This is a genomic window from Morganella sp. B601 (assembly GCF_051172335.1).
Classification (GTDB): domain Bacteria; phylum Pseudomonadota; class Gammaproteobacteria; order Enterobacterales; family Enterobacteriaceae; genus Morganella; species Morganella morganii.
In genome coordinates this window covers 94,296-111,196 of the sequence record NZ_JBPIZE010000006.1, presented here as the reverse complement: position 1 = coordinate 111,196, position 16,901 = coordinate 94,296, and the positions used below count along the sequence as shown (strand labels likewise).

The 16,901-nt window shown below is 53.3% G+C and carries 12 protein-coding genes; 5 read left to right on the top strand and 7 right to left on the bottom strand.

The features are described from left to right. Nucleotides 1-23: 23 nt before the first annotated feature. The 3 genes from hldE to ACSBQN_RS15805 all read right to left on the bottom strand — a co-directional run bounded on the left by hldE (nucleotide 24) and on the right by ACSBQN_RS15805 (nucleotide 5,385). Nucleotides 24-1,451 (bottom strand): bifunctional D-glycero-beta-D-manno-heptose-7-phosphate kinase/D-glycero-beta-D-manno-heptose 1-phosphate adenylyltransferase HldE, encoded by a 1,428-nt coding sequence (gene hldE, locus ACSBQN_RS15815; RefSeq protein WP_354632954.1) that lies wholly within the window; start codon nucleotides 1,449-1,451, stop codon nucleotides 24-26. A gap of 90 nt (nucleotides 1,452-1,541) precedes the next feature. Then, a complete protein-coding gene (gene glnE / locus ACSBQN_RS15810) occupies nucleotides 1,542-4,370 on the bottom strand; it encodes a bifunctional [glutamate--ammonia ligase]-adenylyl-L-tyrosine phosphorylase/[glutamate--ammonia-ligase] adenylyltransferase (RefSeq protein ID WP_337137417.1) in 2,829 nt (942 codons plus the stop codon). 46 nt (nucleotides 4,371-4,416) lie between these two features. Further along, nucleotides 4,417-5,385 carry an inorganic triphosphatase gene (locus tag ACSBQN_RS15805; RefSeq protein WP_337137416.1) on the bottom strand — a complete coding sequence of 323 codons (969 nt, stop codon included), beginning with the start codon at nucleotides 5,383-5,385 and terminating at the stop codon, nucleotides 4,417-4,419. A 228-nt stretch (nucleotides 5,386-5,613) separates the two neighbouring features. On the opposite strand from ACSBQN_RS15805, the gene ACSBQN_RS15800 reads away from it, so the two are divergent. After that, nucleotides 5,614-6,231, top strand: a complete 618-nt coding sequence (locus ACSBQN_RS15800; protein ID WP_024474998.1) for a TIGR04211 family SH3 domain-containing protein — start codon at nucleotides 5,614-5,616, stop codon at nucleotides 6,229-6,231. Nucleotides 6,232-6,262: 31 nt separating this feature from the next. Then, on the top strand, nucleotides 6,263-7,444 hold the full coding sequence (locus ACSBQN_RS15795; RefSeq protein ID WP_036409259.1) for a multifunctional CCA addition/repair protein: 1,182 nt from the start codon (nucleotides 6,263-6,265) through the stop codon (nucleotides 7,442-7,444). Nucleotides 7,445-7,474: 30 nt separating this feature from the next. On the opposite strand, the gene exbD is transcribed toward ACSBQN_RS15795, so the two are convergent. Further along, nucleotides 7,475-7,897, bottom strand: coding sequence for a TonB system transport protein ExbD (exbD, locus tag ACSBQN_RS15790; protein WP_004237145.1), 423 nt, complete (start codon nucleotides 7,895-7,897; stop codon nucleotides 7,475-7,477). Between the two features lie 6 nt (nucleotides 7,898-7,903). Beyond that, on the bottom strand, nucleotides 7,904-8,812 hold the full coding sequence (gene exbB, locus ACSBQN_RS15785) for a tonB-system energizer ExbB (protein WP_024475000.1): 909 nt from the start codon (nucleotides 8,810-8,812) through the stop codon (nucleotides 7,904-7,906). 377 nt (nucleotides 8,813-9,189) lie between these two features. Here exbB and ACSBQN_RS15780 point away from each other — a divergent pair, with 377 nt between their 5' ends. The 3 genes from ACSBQN_RS15780 to dkgA all read left to right on the top strand — a co-directional run bounded on the left by ACSBQN_RS15780 (nucleotide 9,190) and on the right by dkgA (nucleotide 12,036). Then, entirely contained in the window at nucleotides 9,190-9,888 is a 699-nt protein-coding gene (locus ACSBQN_RS15780; protein ID WP_024475001.1) for a DedA family protein, read from the top strand. A 137-nt stretch (nucleotides 9,889-10,025) separates the two neighbouring features. After that, nucleotides 10,026-11,183 (top strand): alcohol dehydrogenase, encoded by a 1,158-nt coding sequence (yqhD, locus tag ACSBQN_RS15775; protein WP_024475002.1) that lies wholly within the window; start codon nucleotides 10,026-10,028, stop codon nucleotides 11,181-11,183. 28 nt (nucleotides 11,184-11,211) lie between these two features. Next, the gene (gene dkgA, locus ACSBQN_RS15770; RefSeq protein WP_024475003.1) at nucleotides 11,212-12,036 is read left to right on the top strand and encodes a 2,5-didehydrogluconate reductase DkgA; all 825 of its coding nucleotides are present in this window, start codon (nucleotides 11,212-11,214) and stop codon (nucleotides 12,034-12,036) included. A gap of 295 nt (nucleotides 12,037-12,331) precedes the next feature. On the opposite strand, the gene ACSBQN_RS15765 is transcribed toward dkgA, so the two are convergent. Next, nucleotides 12,332-13,468, bottom strand: coding sequence for a YadA-like family protein (locus tag ACSBQN_RS15765; RefSeq protein ID WP_024475004.1), 1,137 nt, complete (start codon nucleotides 13,466-13,468; stop codon nucleotides 12,332-12,334). Nucleotides 13,469-13,666: 198 nt separating this feature from the next. Then, a complete protein-coding gene (gene carB, locus ACSBQN_RS15760; protein WP_434991735.1) occupies nucleotides 13,667-16,894 on the bottom strand; it encodes a carbamoyl-phosphate synthase large subunit in 3,228 nt (1,075 codons plus the stop codon). Between the last annotated feature and the right edge of the window lie 7 nt (nucleotides 16,895-16,901).

Sequence of the window (16,901 nt, the reverse complement as noted above, 5' to 3'; positions counted from 1 at the left end):
GTATCTCCTGCATAATCAGCCGGTTACTTTGATTTATTGATCGTATTGATGATATTGGTGGTGGAAATGCCATCCTCAAAATTGAGGACTTTCACTTCCCCGCCTGCAGCCAGCACTTCCTCACTGCCGGCAATCTCTTCCGGACGGTAATCCCCGCCCTTCACCAGCACATCCGGCAGAACAGAGGCAATCAGACGCTGCGGCGTATCTTCCTCAAACGGTACCACCCAGTCCACGGCACCCAGCGCGCCGAGCACAATCATCCGCTGATCCAGCGGGTTGACCGGACGGCTTTCGCCTTTCAGACGTTTGGTGGAGGCATCACTGTTCACTGCCACAATCAGGCGGTCACCCAGTTTGCGGGCGTTGGCCAGATAAGAGACGTGCCCGGCGTGCAGAATGTCAAAACAGCCGTTGGTCATCACCACTTTCTCGCCGCGCTGACGGGCATCCGCCACTGCCTGATGCAGTTCTGCTTCAGTCATCACACCAAAGCCGTTATCACTGCGGCCGCGTACGGCATTTTCCAGCTCAACCGGTGATACGGTGGATGTCCCCAGCTTACCGACCACAACACCTGCGGCGGCATTGGCCAGCGCACAGGATTCGTCCAGGGTTTTCCCGGCGGCCAGCGAGGTTGCCAGCACACCGATTACCGTGTCCCCGGCACCGGTCACATCAAACACTTCCTGCGCCTGTGTCGGCAGATGCAGGGCAGGCTGCCCCGGACGCAGCAGGCTCATGCCCTGCTCGGAGCGGGTCACCAGCAGTGCCTGCAAATCGAAATCACGGATAACTTTCAGCCCTTTTTCTTCGATATCAGCATTATCGGTGCATTTCCCGGCCACAGCCTCAAACTCTGACATATTCGGTGTCAGCAGGGTCGCGCCGCGATAACGGGCAAAATCTGTGCCTTTCGGGTCGATCAGAATCGGTACACCGGATTTGCAGGCCAGTGCGATCATCTCTTCCACATGCGCCAGTGCGCCTTTGGCATAATCTGACAGCACCAGCGCACCGATGTGCGGCAGTGCCTGTGCGATACGCTCAAGCATCGGCTGCGGATCGACATCCGAAAAACCTTCTTCAAAATCCAGGCGGATCAGTTGCTGGCTGCGGGATAAGACGCGCAGCTTGGTGATCGTCGGGTGTGTCGGCAGGCCGACAAAATCACAGCGGACTTTCACATCATTCAGGCGCTCAGTCAGTGCGCGGGCCGCGTCATCAATACCGGTCAGCCCCACGAGGCGGGAATTTGCCCCCAGAGACGCGATATTCATGGCCACGTTTGCCGCGCCGCCGGGACGCTCTTCAATTTCAGTGACTTTCACCACCGGTACCGGGGCTTCCGGGGAGATCCGGCTGGTCGGCCCGTGCCAGTAGCGATCTAACATCACATCACCGACGACTAAAACTGCGGCATTCTGAAAATCCGGGAGTGTTACTTTCATTCCCTGCTCCACCTTATGAATAACGAAATTATTACTGATAATATCACAAACCGGCCGCCGGGCAGAAAATCCGCGTGCGGCCGCCGGTGCTTATTCCCCGAGCCAGTGCTGCCAGCGGGCGCGGACAAATTCGCGCTCAGCGGCGAATTCCGTCAGCGGCACCACGCCGGATTTATCCTGCAAAGAAAGATGATGCAGCCTGTCGCGCATCATAATATAGGCCGCTGTCAGCCGCAGTGACTCCTCTTCCGGCATCACATCATAATTAGCCATCAGCTCAAAAATACGGACATTATCAGACCAGCGGATCAGCGCTTTATTCTCCGGCGCAAAACGCAGCACCAGATACTGGGCGATAAATTCAATATCCGTGATCCCGCCCGGATCGGTTTTGATGTTAAACACGCTGTCATCACGGCTGCCGAGATGCTGATACATTTTTTCGCGCATCTCACGGACATCCAGTTTCAGCTGTGCGTTATCACGCTGACGGCACAAAATATCACGGCGGATGCTGTCAAAGCGGGCGGCAATCGCCTCATCTCCGTACACCTGACGGGCACGGATCAGCGCCTGATGCTCCCAGGTCCAGGCGCTGTTCTGCTGGTAATCCGCAAATGCCTCCAGCGTGCTGACCAGCATCCCGGCTTCCCCGGATGGCCGCAGACGGGCATCCACCTCATACAGCACGCCGGATGATGTGCGGGTGCTGAACAGATGCATAATGCGCTGCGCCAGCCGCAGATAGAACTGCCGCGCGTCGATTTCACGCGGGCCGGTGGTTTGTGTGCCTTCCGGGCAATCCAGCAAAAACACCAGGTCGAGATCAGAACTGTAACCCAGCTCCCAGCCGCCCAGCTTACCATAGCCGATCACTGCAAAACCTTTGTCCCCGTCGCGGGTCAGATGCGCAGGCTCGCCGTAACGTCTGACCATCTGCCCCCACGCCTGCTGCACCACAGCGCCGATCATTGCTTCTGCCAGCCAGGTAAGGTGATCACTCACTTTCATCACCGGCAGCACACCGGTGATATCTTCCGCCGCAATCCGCAGCAACTGCGCCTGTTTAAACTGGCGCAGTGCCTCAAGCTGCTGCTCCTCATCGTCCTCCGGAACCCGCATCAGATACTGGCGCAGCTCATCGCGGTACGCATTCAGCGGCAGCGGCTGATAGAGTGAGGCCGGATCCAGTAACTCATCAAGCAGCAGCGGATGGCGCGCCAGCTGCACGGCAATCATCGGGGATGCCGCACACAACCGCACCACATGGGTCAGTACCACATCGGATTCCAGCAGCAGCTCCAGATAGGTTGTCCGGCTGACAATGCTGAGCAGCAGCGGCGTCAGACGCTGCAACACCCGCTGAGCATCCGGCTGGGACAGCAGTTTCGCCAGCAGTTTGGGCAGCAGGTGATCCAGCACATCCCGTCCGCGCGGCCCGATGGTCCGTTTGCCGAGATCCTGCCGGAACCCCTGTAAACCGGTAAGAAACTGAGTGGCATCTTCTTCATTCAGGGAAAACAGAGAGGTGATATCAGTCAGTTCCGGCTCACTCTCCCACAGCGAGATAAACGGCTGTAAGGCGGTTTCATCCTCACTTTCCTCATCATCCTCGCCGATAAGATCGGTAAAAATCTGGTGCACTGCCGCCATTTTACTGTTCAGCACTGTTTCCAGATCCGCCCACGAAGCGGAATCCATCCCCTGTGCCAGCCGCGCCTGATCCAGCGGTGAGTCCGGCAGCGTCTGTGTCTGGCTGTCATTAATGGCCTGCAGCAGATTTTCCAGCCGCCGCAGATACGCGTAAGCATCCAGCAACTGCGCAACCGGCTCCTCACCGAGCAGCTCCAGACGGGCAATTTCCGCCAGCGCCGCATGCAGGGACTGGGTCTGTAATCCCGGCTCACGTCCGCCGCGGATCAACTGAAAGACCTGGGTGATAAACTCCACTTCCCGGATGCCCCCGGCGCCGAGTTTAATATTGTTGGTCAGCCCGCGCCGCCGGACTTCACGGCCAATCATACCTTTCATATTGCGCAGAGACTGGATCACACTGAAATCGATATAGCGGCGGTAAACAAACGGACGCAGCATCCGGCGCAGCGTCTCACTGTAAGCAGAATCATCACGACCGAGGATACGCGCTTTGACCATCGCATAGCGTTCCCAGTCGCGTCCCTGCTCCTGGTAATAATCTTCCAGGGCGGAGAAACTGAACACCAGCGGCCCGCTGTCGCCGAATGGCCGCAGGCGCATATCCACGCGGTAGACGAACCCGTCCGCCGTGGCGTGATCCAGCATTCTGATAATTTTCTGTCCCAGGCGGGTAAAGAACTGCGCGTTTTCCAGCTCGCGGCGGCCACCCTGTGTGACACCATTTTCCGGATAAGCAAAAATAAGATCAATATCGGAGGAGAAATTCAGCTCGCCGCCGCCCAGTTTCCCCATCCCGAGGATCAGAAGCGGCATTGCGCTGCCGTCTGCCGAACAGGGTGTGCCCCAGTCCGCACAACAGCGCTGATAAAGCCAGTCACGGGCGGCGATAATCAGCACTTCCGCCAGTTCACTGAGTTGACGCAGTGTCTCTTCTGTCGTGCTCCGGCGCAGGATCTGCATGACGGCAATGCGCATCAGCATTTGATAACGGAACAAGCGCAGCACCCGCATCACATCCTCTTCCTGTGCGGCATCCGCCATCATCTCCGTCAGCCGGGCGGCATAATCCTGCCATTCATCCGGCTGCGGTGGGGTGTCGCGGAGGGCGGAGAGCCAGTCCGGGTGGCGGATACACTGCTCCGCCACAAAATCACTGCCGGCAAAAATCAGCTCTTCCTGTTCAGAATACGGCACCAGTCCGGTATCAAGCCGGGCGGTTACCCGCTCAGCGGCTTGCCGGAGTATCGGGGTCAGCGGCAGCATCAATGTTCCTTTTGTTATCAGATTCACATAACAGCTCAACACCCGGTTACGGCATGGCAGGAGCCGCCATCCACAGTGCGAAAACCCATTGCGTGAAAGCCAGTTTACACTGCAACCATACCGGACTGAAACAGGCATCCGCAGATTTTGCATCCGCTTCCGCCAGTGCCGATGCCACCTCCGGCAGCGGGCAGTCACGGACAAAATCAGGCACTGCGCCGGGATAGTGGTCCGCCAGTGTCAGCAGCAGAGAAATGGTTTGCTGCAATGCCGGTAATGCACCGTCCGCATCCAGCAGCCAGGCTTCTTCCAGGCTCTGCCACTGTTTGATCAGACGGACAACCACATCGGTCAGCGGGGTCTGCGGATCCCACTCTGTGAACAGCTCAGGCAGTTCCGGTACCGGTGCTCCCTGTGACAGCCAGTAGCCGCGTGCCGCTTTGCTGCGCCCGGCAAGGCGCAGCCCCGGCAATTCCGCCAGGGCTTTGGCGGCTGTCAGCAAATCAGCGGCTGTCCCCTCTTTCAGCTCCATCTCAAATTCGCAAATAGGACATTCTGCCTCACCGGCAACCACACTGCCCTGATCCAGCACCGCTTCCACCACACTGTGATTGACCGTCAGCAGCCACTTTTCACGGGCGAAATCCGTGGTAAAACGGGCCTGCAGTGATGACTGCAGCGCCGCGACATCCGTTTCCGGCGGCCAGACATCAGCAGGCAGTGCCGCTAAATCCAGTTCCGGGCTGGAGAGCGGAATATTATATTCGGGACGCTGATGCAAACCGCCGATATCATTTCCGGCAGTTTTCAGGGTCATTTCATATTCGGTGTCACATCCCCGGATCCGCAGTCCCATATCCCACTGCCGCAGTGTGTCGTCAGCTGTTTCAAAATAGCTGTTGGTCAGGCGGACAGCACGAAAATGCTGATGAGGAAAGGCGGTCAGCGCGGCGATCACCGCCGTGATGGCTTCCCGTTTTACCGCAAATTTCAGTTCTGTTTCGTAATCGCTCATAGACATTCCCGTAATCTTATACCGTTATTTATCGTCAGTCTGACCCTGCATTCGTGATAAAGATGACACTCGTTTGTTATAATTAGCCGGATTTTTCGCTGTTTATCCACTTTATCCCGTCATTTATTCCGTTGTTAAGAGTAATCTCATGGCTGTTTAACGTTTGCACCCGCACACTTAACTCATTAGTATGCTATTCATAACCAACGATTGATAAAGCTTATGACGATGAAAAAACTCGCCTTACTCCCTTTGCTGTTTGCAGCAACCGTCAGCATTACCGCCCATGCTGAAGAAATCCGTTATGTCTCTGATGACCTCTCCACCTATGTTCACAGCGGTCCGAGCAACCGCTACCGCATTGCCGGCTCACTTAATTCCGGAGAAAAAGTCACCGTTCTTGATGTGAATAATGAGAGCGGTTTTGTCCGTGTCCGTGACAGCAAAAACCGCGATGTCTGGTTACCGAAAGAGCTGCTGAGCACCACACCAAGCCTGAAAGAACGCGTTCCGGCCATGGAAGAAGAAATTAAAACACTACGCGGCAAACTCGCCAATATCGACGGCACCTGGAACGACAAAACGGCGGACATGCAAAACCGTGTGGCCGCCAGTGATGATATCATTAATAACCTGAAAAAAGAGAATGACAGCCTGCGTAATCAGGTTGTGGTCGCAAAGAAAAAACTGGATGCCATCAGTGTGCAGTTGGATGACAAACAGCGCGATATTATCCTGCAATGGTTTATGTACGGCGGCGGCGTAGCCGGTGCCGGTCTGCTGCTGGGTCTGCTGCTCCCGCATATGATCCCGCGCCGCAAGAAAAAAGATCGCTGGATGAACTGAGCCTCACAGTAACCGCAGTACGGAGAAACGCGTGGATATTTATCTGGTCGGCGGCGCAGTCCGCGATGCCCTGCTGGGTCTGCCTGTCTCGGACAGAGACTGGGTGGTTGTCGGTGCCACCCCGGAGATGATGCTGGCGCGCGGCTATCAGCAGGTCGGGCGTGATTTCCCGGTATTTCTCCATCCGGATACCCGGGAGGAGTATGCGCTGGCACGAACAGAGCGGAAAACCGGGGCCGGATATACCGGGTTTGCCTGTTACAGTGCGCCGGATGTTACGCTGGAAGACGATTTACAGCGCCGGGATCTGACCATCAATGCTATTGCCCAATCATCTGACGGCACACTGCATGACCCGTATCACGGGGCAGATGACCTGAAAAACCGGGTGCTCCGCCATGTTTCTGCGGCGTTTACGGAAGATCCGCTGCGCGTGCTGCGCGTGGCGCGCTTTGCTGCCCGTTTCGCCCCGCAGGGATTTGTTATTGCACCGGAAACTCTGGCACTGATGTCTGCTATCACACAGCAGGGAGAGCTTGCCCATCTGACGGCGGAGCGGGTCTGGAAAGAGACAGAAAAAGCCCTGAACAGCCCGTGCCCGGATATCTATTTTGCGGTACTGCGTGATTGTGGTGCACTGGCGGTGCTGTTTCCGGAGCTGGAAGCCCTGTTCTGCACCACTGACGGGCAGACAGGCTATGACATCCTGACCGCCGCACTCCTGCGCCGGACAGTGCTTCTGACTGACAGCACAGATATCCGCTTTGCCGCGCTGTGCCTTTACCTGAGCTGTCACAGTATCGCCGAAGGAACAGCCGCAATTCAGAAGATGTCTGAGCGCCTGCGGGTGCCGAATCCGGCACGGGATCTGGCTCTGCTTACCACCCGCGATTACCGGACTGTTCATGATATCAGCCATCTGGCCGCAGACAATATCATTGCCCTGTTTGATTCACTGGATGCCTGGCGCAAGCCGGATCGCATCACTCAGTTGGCTATCCTTTGCGAAGCAGATCACCGCAGCCGGGTTGCGCCTGACGCAGCAGATTATCCGCAGGGGCAGTTACTGGCTGAGGCCTTCGCGCTTGCACAGCAGGTTGCCGTCAAACCGGTGATTGAGGCCGGTTTTAAAGGTGCGGACATCAAAGCGGAACTCACCCGCCGCCGCGCTGAAGCCATCAGAGAGTGGCAACAAAAAAGCCGTTCATCATGAACGGCTTTTTTCATTTCAGGCTGCAGATGATTATTTCTCCGCAGACTCCATACCCACTAACCCGACTTTCAGATATCCCGCTTTGCGCAGAGCATCCATAATGCCCATAAGCGTTTCATAATCGACTGTTTTATCTGCCTGGAAAAAGATCGTGGTTTCCTTATTGGATTCCGTGGTCTGATCCAGGATCTGAGCCAGTGTTTCTTTCGTGACTTCCTGCTCGCCCACCAGCAGTTGGTTATCCGCTTTCACTGTCAGGAAGACCGGTTTTTCCGGACGCGGCTGTGGTTTTGCCGTTGAGGCAGGCAGATTCACTTTAATATCAACGGTCGCCAGCGGTGCGGCCACCATAAAGATGATCAGCAGAACCAACATCACATCAATAAAAGGTGTGACGTTAATTTCATGCAATTCGCCGCTGTCATCCGACTCTTCGTTAAGACGCATTGCCATCAGATATTACCCTGCTTTGCTGTCTGCCAGGTCGAGATCACGGCCCAGCCATAAAATAGTGTGTGCTGCGGTATCACCCAGGTCACCACGGTAAGCGGAAATCATACGGGCAAAGATGTTGTAGATCACGACCGCAGGGATTGCTGCGACCAGACCCAGTGCCGTTGCCAGCAGTGCTTCTGCAATCCCGGGCGCCACAACCGCGAGGTTGGTGGTCTGTGAGTGGGCGATGCCGATAAAGCTGTTCATGATACCCCATACGGTACCAAACAGGCCGACAAACGGTGAAATAGCCCCGATAGTGGCCAGATAGCCGTTACCGCGTCCCATATGACGGGCAACACCGGCAACGATACGCTCCTGGCGAAATGCCACACGGTCTTTGATGCCGCTCAGATCACGGCTTTTTTCTGATGCAGTCCGCTCAGTTACCGCATCAAGCACCAACATCCGGGTGACACTCTTTTTCCCGAATGTATCGGCAATCGCAGCCGCTTCATCCAGCGAGCGGGCATCTTTGATTGCTGCCGCTTCACGGCGGATACGGCGGCGGGAAGCGATAAGATCAGCGCCCTTGGCAAAGAAAATGGACCAGGTAATCACTGAGGCGATAATAAGGCCGATCATAACCGATTTAACAATAACATCCGCGCCCTGATACATGGAAATCACAGACAGCTCAGCCGCAAAGCCACGGTTACCGTCTGCCGGTGCTGCGCTGATTTCCTGAACAGGAACCTCTGTCGCGGATACCGGGGCCGCCGGTGGTTCAGGCGTCTGAGCAGGCTGACCGGCGGTTGCTGCCGGCGCGGTGACAGGTGTTGTTGTCGCTGGTGTGACAGCTGCAGTGTTATCTGCGAATGCACTGCCGGTTAAACATAATGCCAATAGCACAGAAACGGTCAAATTACGCATCAGTTGGCCTTCAACTCTCTTTTGTTATGAACTCTTTCTCAGCAAAAAATAAATCGTGTTATTCATCGCTACCCAAAAAACGAAACCCGCTGATCATACCAAACCCTGAACAATTTGATAGTAATTATCATTACCGTTTACCAAAAAAATGCGATTCCGGCGGAAAATTTCACACGGAATGCTAAGGGTTTTCAGTCATCCGTCCGGGATCACCACAGATACAACGCACAAAAAATGCACACAGGAACATGATTCACCAACCTCCCTTTATACCGTCAGTGAATCGGAAGAAAAACCCGATCAAATCAAACGGGTGAGCAATTTTTGCGATACACTGTCTGTACCGTTGTTCCGGATCTCGTTTTACAGGAAATCTAATGTCTAGTTTATCAGAGATTGTGAGTGCGCTCTGGTCTCACGATTTTGCCACACTCTCTAATCCCGAAGTCCTCTGGCTGGTTTACGCTATCCTCTTCACTGTTATTGTGCTGGAGAACGGCATTCTGCCCACTGCGTTTCTGCCCGGGGATACCCTGCTTATTTTGTCAGGCGCACTGATTGCGAAGGGCGTGATGGATTTCCTGCCGACACTGGCTATTCTGACCGCTGCCGCCGGTATCGGCAGCTGGCTGGGTTTTGTTCAGGGGCGCTGGCTGAGTGATACCAAAACCGTCAGGCGCTGGATGACGCAGATCCCGAAAAGTTACCATCAGAAAGCCGAAGTGCTGTTTAACCGCCACGGCCTGTATGCCCTGCTTATCGGCCGCTTCCTCGGTTTTGTCCGTACTCTGCTGCCGATGCTGGCCGGTCTCTCCTCGCTGCCGAACCGCCGTTTCCAGTTCTTTAACTGGCTGAGCGGATTCCTCTGGGTGGCAATTATTACCACCTTCGGTTATGTGCTCAATCAGATCCCGTTTGTCAAAGCACACGAAAAAACTGTAATGACCGCACTGCTGCTGATCCCGGTCTTTTTCCTGATTGTCGGTATCGTGGCATCCCTGTATCTGTTAATCCGCCACTACCGCAGACGTCGCGCCCTGCTCAACCGCAGACGCCACCGCGTCCATAAGAAATAAGATAAGGGCTCCTGCGGGAGCCTTTTTGCTGCCGGCGTGCCGGAAAGCACAATCCGGTTCGCCACCACGCCCGCCCTGATTTACACTACACTTAATGGTTATCCGCTTCATTTTTCCTAATCTTACCCGGAGAAATAATGAACAACTTCACTCTTTTCACCCCGACAAAAATTCGTTTCGGCAAAGGCCAAATCGCCAAACTCAGCAGTGAAATCCCGAAAGATGCCAAAGTACTGATGTTGTACGGCGGTGGCAGTATTAAGCGTAACGGTGTTTACGAGCAGGTACTGACTGCCCTGGACGGTTATGATGTTCATGAATTTTCAGGTATCGAGCCGAACCCGGCCTATGAAACGCTGGTAAAAGCGATTGCGTATATCCGTGAGCATGACATCAGCTATCTGCTGGCGGTCGGCGGCGGGTCTGTTATCGACGGCACCAAGTTTATTGCCGCTGCGGTGAATTATCCGGGCGACCCGTGGGATATCATCACTACCGGAGGCCGCAATATCCGCAGTGCACTGCCGATTGCCTGTGTGCTGACACTTCCGGCCACCGGCTCTGAAACCAACTGTTTTTCTGTGGTCAGCCGCCGTGAAACCGGGGATAAACAGTCATTCGGGCACCCGCTGGTGCATCCGAAGTGCGCCATTCTTGATCCGCAGACCACTTACACTCTGCCGCCGCGCCAGACAGCCAACGGCGTGGTCGATGCCTTTATTCATACCCTCGAGCAGTATCTGACGTATCCGGTGAATGCCAAAATTCAGGATCGGTTTGCAGAAGGTATTCTGCTGACACTGATTGAGGAAGGCCCGAAAGTGCTGGCAAATCCGGAAGATTATGACAGCCGTGCCAATGTGATGTGGGCCGCCACCCAGGCGCTGAGCGGGCTGATTGGTGCCGGTGTGCCGCAGGACTGGGCAACCCACGCGCTGGGCCATGAAATTACCGCACTCTACGGGCTGGATCACGCGCAGACACTGGCGATTGTGTTACCGGCACTGCTGCGGGAAAAACGCAAAACCAAGCGCGAAAAATTATTACAGTACGCTGAGCGTGTCTGGCATCTGACAGACGGTTCGGAAGAGAGCCGGATTGAGTGCGCCATTGAAGCGACCCGTATTTTCTTCGAAGAGCTGGGCGTGAAAACCCGTTTCTCTGATTACCAGATTGATGACAGCGGCATTCCCAAACTGGTTGCCAAGCTCACTGAACACGGCCAGACCGCACTGGGTGAACACCAGGACATCACACCGGAAGTCAGTGAACGGATCTACCGGGCTGCCGTCTGATACACCATAAACACTGATTGGAGGCCACATGAACAAACCTGCATTAGTTACCTTATCTGACGGACACTTAATGCCGCAACTGGGGCTGGGTGTCTGGAAAGCCGGGAACGACGTGGTCGGCTCTGCTGTGCAGACCGCACTCGAAACCGGTTACCGGCTGATTGATACTGCCGCGATTTATCAGAACGAGGAAGGTGTCGGTGAAGGACTGAAAGCGACCACCGTTCCCCGCGACGAGTTGTTTATTACCACCAAACTGTGGAACAGCGATCAGCAACATGCCGGTAAAGCGCTGGAAGCGAGCCTGAAAAAGTTACAGCTCGATTATGTGGATTTGTATCTGATCCACTGGCCTGCACCGGCAGAAGACCATTATGTCTCCGCCTGGGAGCAGTTGATTGAATTACAGAAATCCGGACTGACCCGCAGTATCGGTGTCTGTAATTTTGATATCGGCCATTTGCAGCGCATTATCCACAAAACCGGCGTGGCACCGGTACTCAATCAGATTGAACTGCATCCACTGCTGCAACAGCGCGAGCTTCAGGCCTGGAATGCGACCCATTCCATTCACACTGAATCCTGGAGTCCCCTGGCACAGGGCGGTAACGGCGTTTTTGATACTGATGTTATTCAGGCGTTAGCGGCAAAATATCAGAAAACCCCGGCACAGATAGTGATTCGCTGGCATCTGGATCGCGGATTGATTGTGATACCAAAATCAGTCACACCTTCACGGATTCAGGAAAACTTTGATGTCTTTGATTTCCGTCTGGAGAAAGAAGAACTCTCACAGATTCAGTCTCTCGATTCAGGTACCCGCTTAGGGCCGGATCCAAAAGAATTTAATTAAGTTAGTTACTGTCTGAAAGCCATCTGTATAAATTATACAGGTGGTTTTTATTTATTTTATAACTGATTTTCAAGTAATCATTCAATAAACAAATAATTTATAAATAAAAAAGGGGAAATACACGAACGCAATATGTATTTCCCAAAGCATGGCAAATATAGCAGGATTAATTATCCGAATTTCAGCCTTGCTGTCATCAATATAATTAATTCACTATTTATTAAAAATAAATTCAAACGCCAATATGAAAGGAGGAGTATATGAAACATGACCTTTCAGTCACCATAACACAGCATTACCATTCAAGGTTAAAAGCCATGTTGTACATCACATCGTTCGAACCGGTGTATGCGACACCTGTCTTCACAGCGATGTTCTCGTTGAACCGGTAACCGGTTCCTACTGCTACAGCCTGAGTGGACTGGTATCCGCCCATCGCCGCAGTGATATTCAGTTTACCGACACCGTACGGCTGGAATAAGCCATTCAATGCCGCACTGGCCGCCAGGCCGTTATCAAGACGCTCATTGGTTTCGCGCAGATCATTTTCCAACGTGCGAAGATCCTGGCGGTTCTTCAGGATATCGAGAGTGTTTCTATCGATTTTAGTTGTATGTTTGTCAATATCTTTTTTGTTGGCATTCGCCACATTGGTTGTCGTATTACTCTTTTTACGCACATCTTTCAAATCTGTTGCCAGTTTGTCTGAATCAGCTTTCAGCCCGGAGAGCATTTTTTCCTGTTTCCGAATATCATCACCTTGTTCAAAACTCACACTCTCTGTTAGTTGGATAGCAGATTCCAGGTTAATGATCTCCTGATTATGTCTCTCACTATCTTGTTTTAACTGATAAATTTCATTATCAGCAGGAATAGATCTGTTAAGCAAAAAACTGATATTATTTTTCATATTTTCAGTTGATGAATTAAGTTCTTCGAGCTTATCATCCTGCTGTTTATTCACAGTTTTAACTACTGATATATCCGTATTCAGTTCTCCCAAAGATAAAATAACAGATTCATTCTGTATTTTGATATTATCAGTGTCCTGCTTTAACTGAGCAAAATCATCAGTAGTCTGAAACAATGGCTTATTATAAGCAAGAGGATTCTCCTGCATTTCAGCAATACTGCTTAGCGTATTATTAATCTTTCCGTTTAAATTATCATATACCTGAATAACCTCTGAAATACCAGCACTACGGTCATACTCATTTTTGATTTCAGATACAATCAGTGGCTGATAATTGTTTTCCACAAAGTATAATTTAGTGCTGCTTTCCTTTGTTAATACCGGAATATCACTTTCAGTGACCTTTTTATATTCAGATAAATCAACAGATGTTCTTGCATAATAGAAAACGCTGCTATCATCAGCGTTTGCGTATGATAAAGGCAACATAATAAGCAGGGAAATTAAATTTTTTTTCATTCATTAACTCTCAATATAGATAAAACAGAATTTGAAAAAATATATCTGTATTACCATCGGGAGAAAATAAACAGAACATAAACAGAAAAAAAAGCAAAAAATATAATTAGAGAATTATTCTAACTGGATGGTATCGGATAGTTATCCCGGAGAAATAAAAAAATCCGCTGCAGCGGATTTTTTTATTAATTAATGACCTTATTTATCAATAATCAGGCTGTGCATTTCCTGTACTGAAATCACTCTCTCTGTCGGATCCATATTCAGAGACAGTGTGGTGGCAAAGCCGCCGTTCATGGTGGTGTCGTAATGCACCTTATATTGCAGGGCACTGCGGCGGATGACTTTGGAATCCTCAATCGCCTGACGTCCGGCGGTGGTATTCACAATGTAATCGTATTCACCGTTTTTAATTCTGTCCTGAATATGCGGACGACCTTCATGCACCTTATTCACCAGACGCGGGTTAATACCCGCCTCACCCAGCACAATCGCGGTACCGTGTGTCGCATCCAGCTCAAAACCCTGTTTCAGCAGTTTTGCCGCCAGATCCACCACCCGTGCTTTATCCCCTTCGCGGACGGAAAGCAGCGCACGGCCTTTCTTCTTCAGTGAGGAAGAGCTACCGAGCATCGCTTTGGCAAAGGCTTCCGCGAAAGTGCGTCCCACGCCCATCACTTCCCCGGTTGAGCGCATTTCCGGCCCTAAAATCGGGTCAACGCCAGGGAACTTGTTGAACGGCAGCACCACTTCTTTCACCGAATAGTACGGCGGGATGACTTCTTTTGTCACGCCCTGCTGCGCCAGTGTCTGACCGGCCATCACGCGCGCTGCGACTTTCGCCAGCGGCACTCCGGTGGCTTTGGAGACAAACGGCACCGTACGCGCCGCACGCGGGTTGACTTCAATCAGATACACTTCGTTGTCTTTGACCGCGAACTGCGTGTTCATCAGGCCGCGCACACGCAGTTCCATCGCCAGTTTTCTCACCTGGTCGCGCACCACATCCTGGATTTCCTGACTCAGCGTGTAAGCCGGTAACGAGCAGGCCGAATCCCCCGAGTGAACCCCCGCCTGTTCGATATGCTCCATAATACCGCCAATCAGCACCTGTTCGCCGTCGCAGATAGCATCGACATCCACCTCAATCGCATCGTCGAGGAAGCGGTCGAGCAGTACCGGTGCGTCATTGGAGACACTGACCGCATTCTGGAAGTAACGGCGCAGGTCGGTTTCGTCGTAAACGATTTCCATCGCACGGCCGCCCAGAACATAAGAAGGGCGCACCACCAGCGGGTAACCAATCTCTTTTGCCCGCTCAACCGCCTGCTCAATATTAGAGACGGTGGCATTTGCCGGTTGTTTCAGGCCGAGGCGGACAACCGCCTGCTGGAAACGCTCGCGGTCTTCCGCGCGGTCAATCGCATCAGGGCTGGTACCGATAACCGGCACACCGGCCGCTTCCAGGCTGCGCGCCAGTTTCAGCGGAGTCTGGCCGCCGTACTGAACAATCACACCCGCCGGTTTTTCGACGCGCACGATTTCCAGCACATCTTCCAGCGTCACCGGCTCGAAATAAAGGCGGTCAGAGGTGTCGTAGTCAGTGGAAACCGTTTCCGGGTTGCAGTTGACCATGATGGTTTCGTAACCGTCTTCACGCAGCGCCATCGCCGCATGCACACAGCAGTAATCAAACTCGATACCCTGTCCGATACGGTTCGGCCCGCCGCCGAGCACCATAATTTTCGGTTTGTCGTTGTTCGGCTGCGCCTCGCACTCTTCTTCATAGGTGGAGTAGAGATAGGCGGTGTCCGTGGCAAATTCTGCCGCACAGGTATCCACACGCTTGTAAACCGGCCACAGCTGATAGCTGTCACGCAGTTTGCGGATTTCAGCTTCCGCCACACCGACCAGTTTTGCCAGCCGCGCATCCGCAAAACCTTTGCGTTTCAGATGACGCAGGAATTCCGGGGTCAGGCCGTTAATCCCGACTTCCGCCACCTGCTCTTCCAGACGCACCAGTTCTTCAATCTGTACCAGGAACCAGCGGTCAATGTTGGTCAGGTTAAATACGCCGTCAACTGACAGTCCGGCACGGAATGCGTCCGCAATATACCAGATCCGCTCGCCGCCCGCTTCTTTCAGCTCACGGCGGATGCGGGTCAGTGCATCCGGGTCATCTAAATTCACTTTCGGATCAAAGCCGGTCGCGCCCACTTCGAGGCCGCGCAGCGCTTTTTGCAGGGATTCCTGCTGAGTGCGGCCGATAGCCATCACTTCACCGACGGATTTCATCTGTGTGGTCAGACGGTCATTGGTACCGGCGAATTTTTCAAAGTTAAAGCGCGGAATTTTTGTCACGACATAGTCGATAGACGGTTCAAAGGAGGCCGGTGTCAGGCCGCCGGTGATGTCGTTTGACAGTTCATCCAGCGTGTAGCCGACTGCCAGTTTGGCCGCGATTTTGGCAATCGGGAAGCCGGTCGCTTTCGAGGCCAGCGCGGAGGAGCGTGATACACGCGGGTTCATCTCGATAACAATCAGGCGGCCGGTTTTCGGGTTCACCGAGAACTGAACGTTGGAGCCGCCGGTTTCCACGCCGATTTCACGCAGCACCGCCATCGAGGCGTTACGCATGATTTGGTATTCTTTGTCGGTCAGGGTCTGTGCCGGGGCAACAGTGATGGAGTCACCGGTGTGGATCCCCATCGCGTCGAAGTTTTCGATGGAGCAGACAATGATGCAGTTATCATTTTTGTCCCGCACCACTTCCATTTCGTACTCTTTCCAGCCAATCAGCGATTCATCAATCAGCAGTTCGTTGGTCGGGGAGAGATCCAGGCCTCGGGTACAGATTTCCTCAAACTCTTCACGGTTATACGCGATACCGCCACCGGTACCGCCCATAGTGAATGACGGGCGGATAATGCACGGGAAACCGACATCATCGGCGACCGCAAACGCTTCTTCCATGGTGTGTGCGATACCGGAACGCGCTGTATCCAGACCGATTTTTTTCATGGCGATATCGAAACGGCGGCGATCTTCTGCTTTATCAATCGCATCCGCTGTCGCGCCAATCATTTCGACACCGAACTCTGCCAGCACGCCGTGACGTTCCAGATCCAGCGCACAGTTCAGCGCGGTTTGTCCGCCCATAGTCGGCAGAACGGCATCCGGGCGCTCTTTTTCGATGATTTTGCGCACCACTTCCCAGTGAATAGGCTCGATGTAAGTCGCATCCGCCATTTCCGGGTCGGTCATAATGGTTGCCGGGTTGGAGTTAACGAGGATAACGCGGTAGCCCTCTTCGCGCAGGGCTTTACACGCCTGGGCGCCGGAGTAGTCAAATTCACAGGCCTGGCCGATAACAATCGGACCGGCGCCTAAAATCAGGATGCTGCTGATATCTGTACGTTTTGCCATTTTTCTG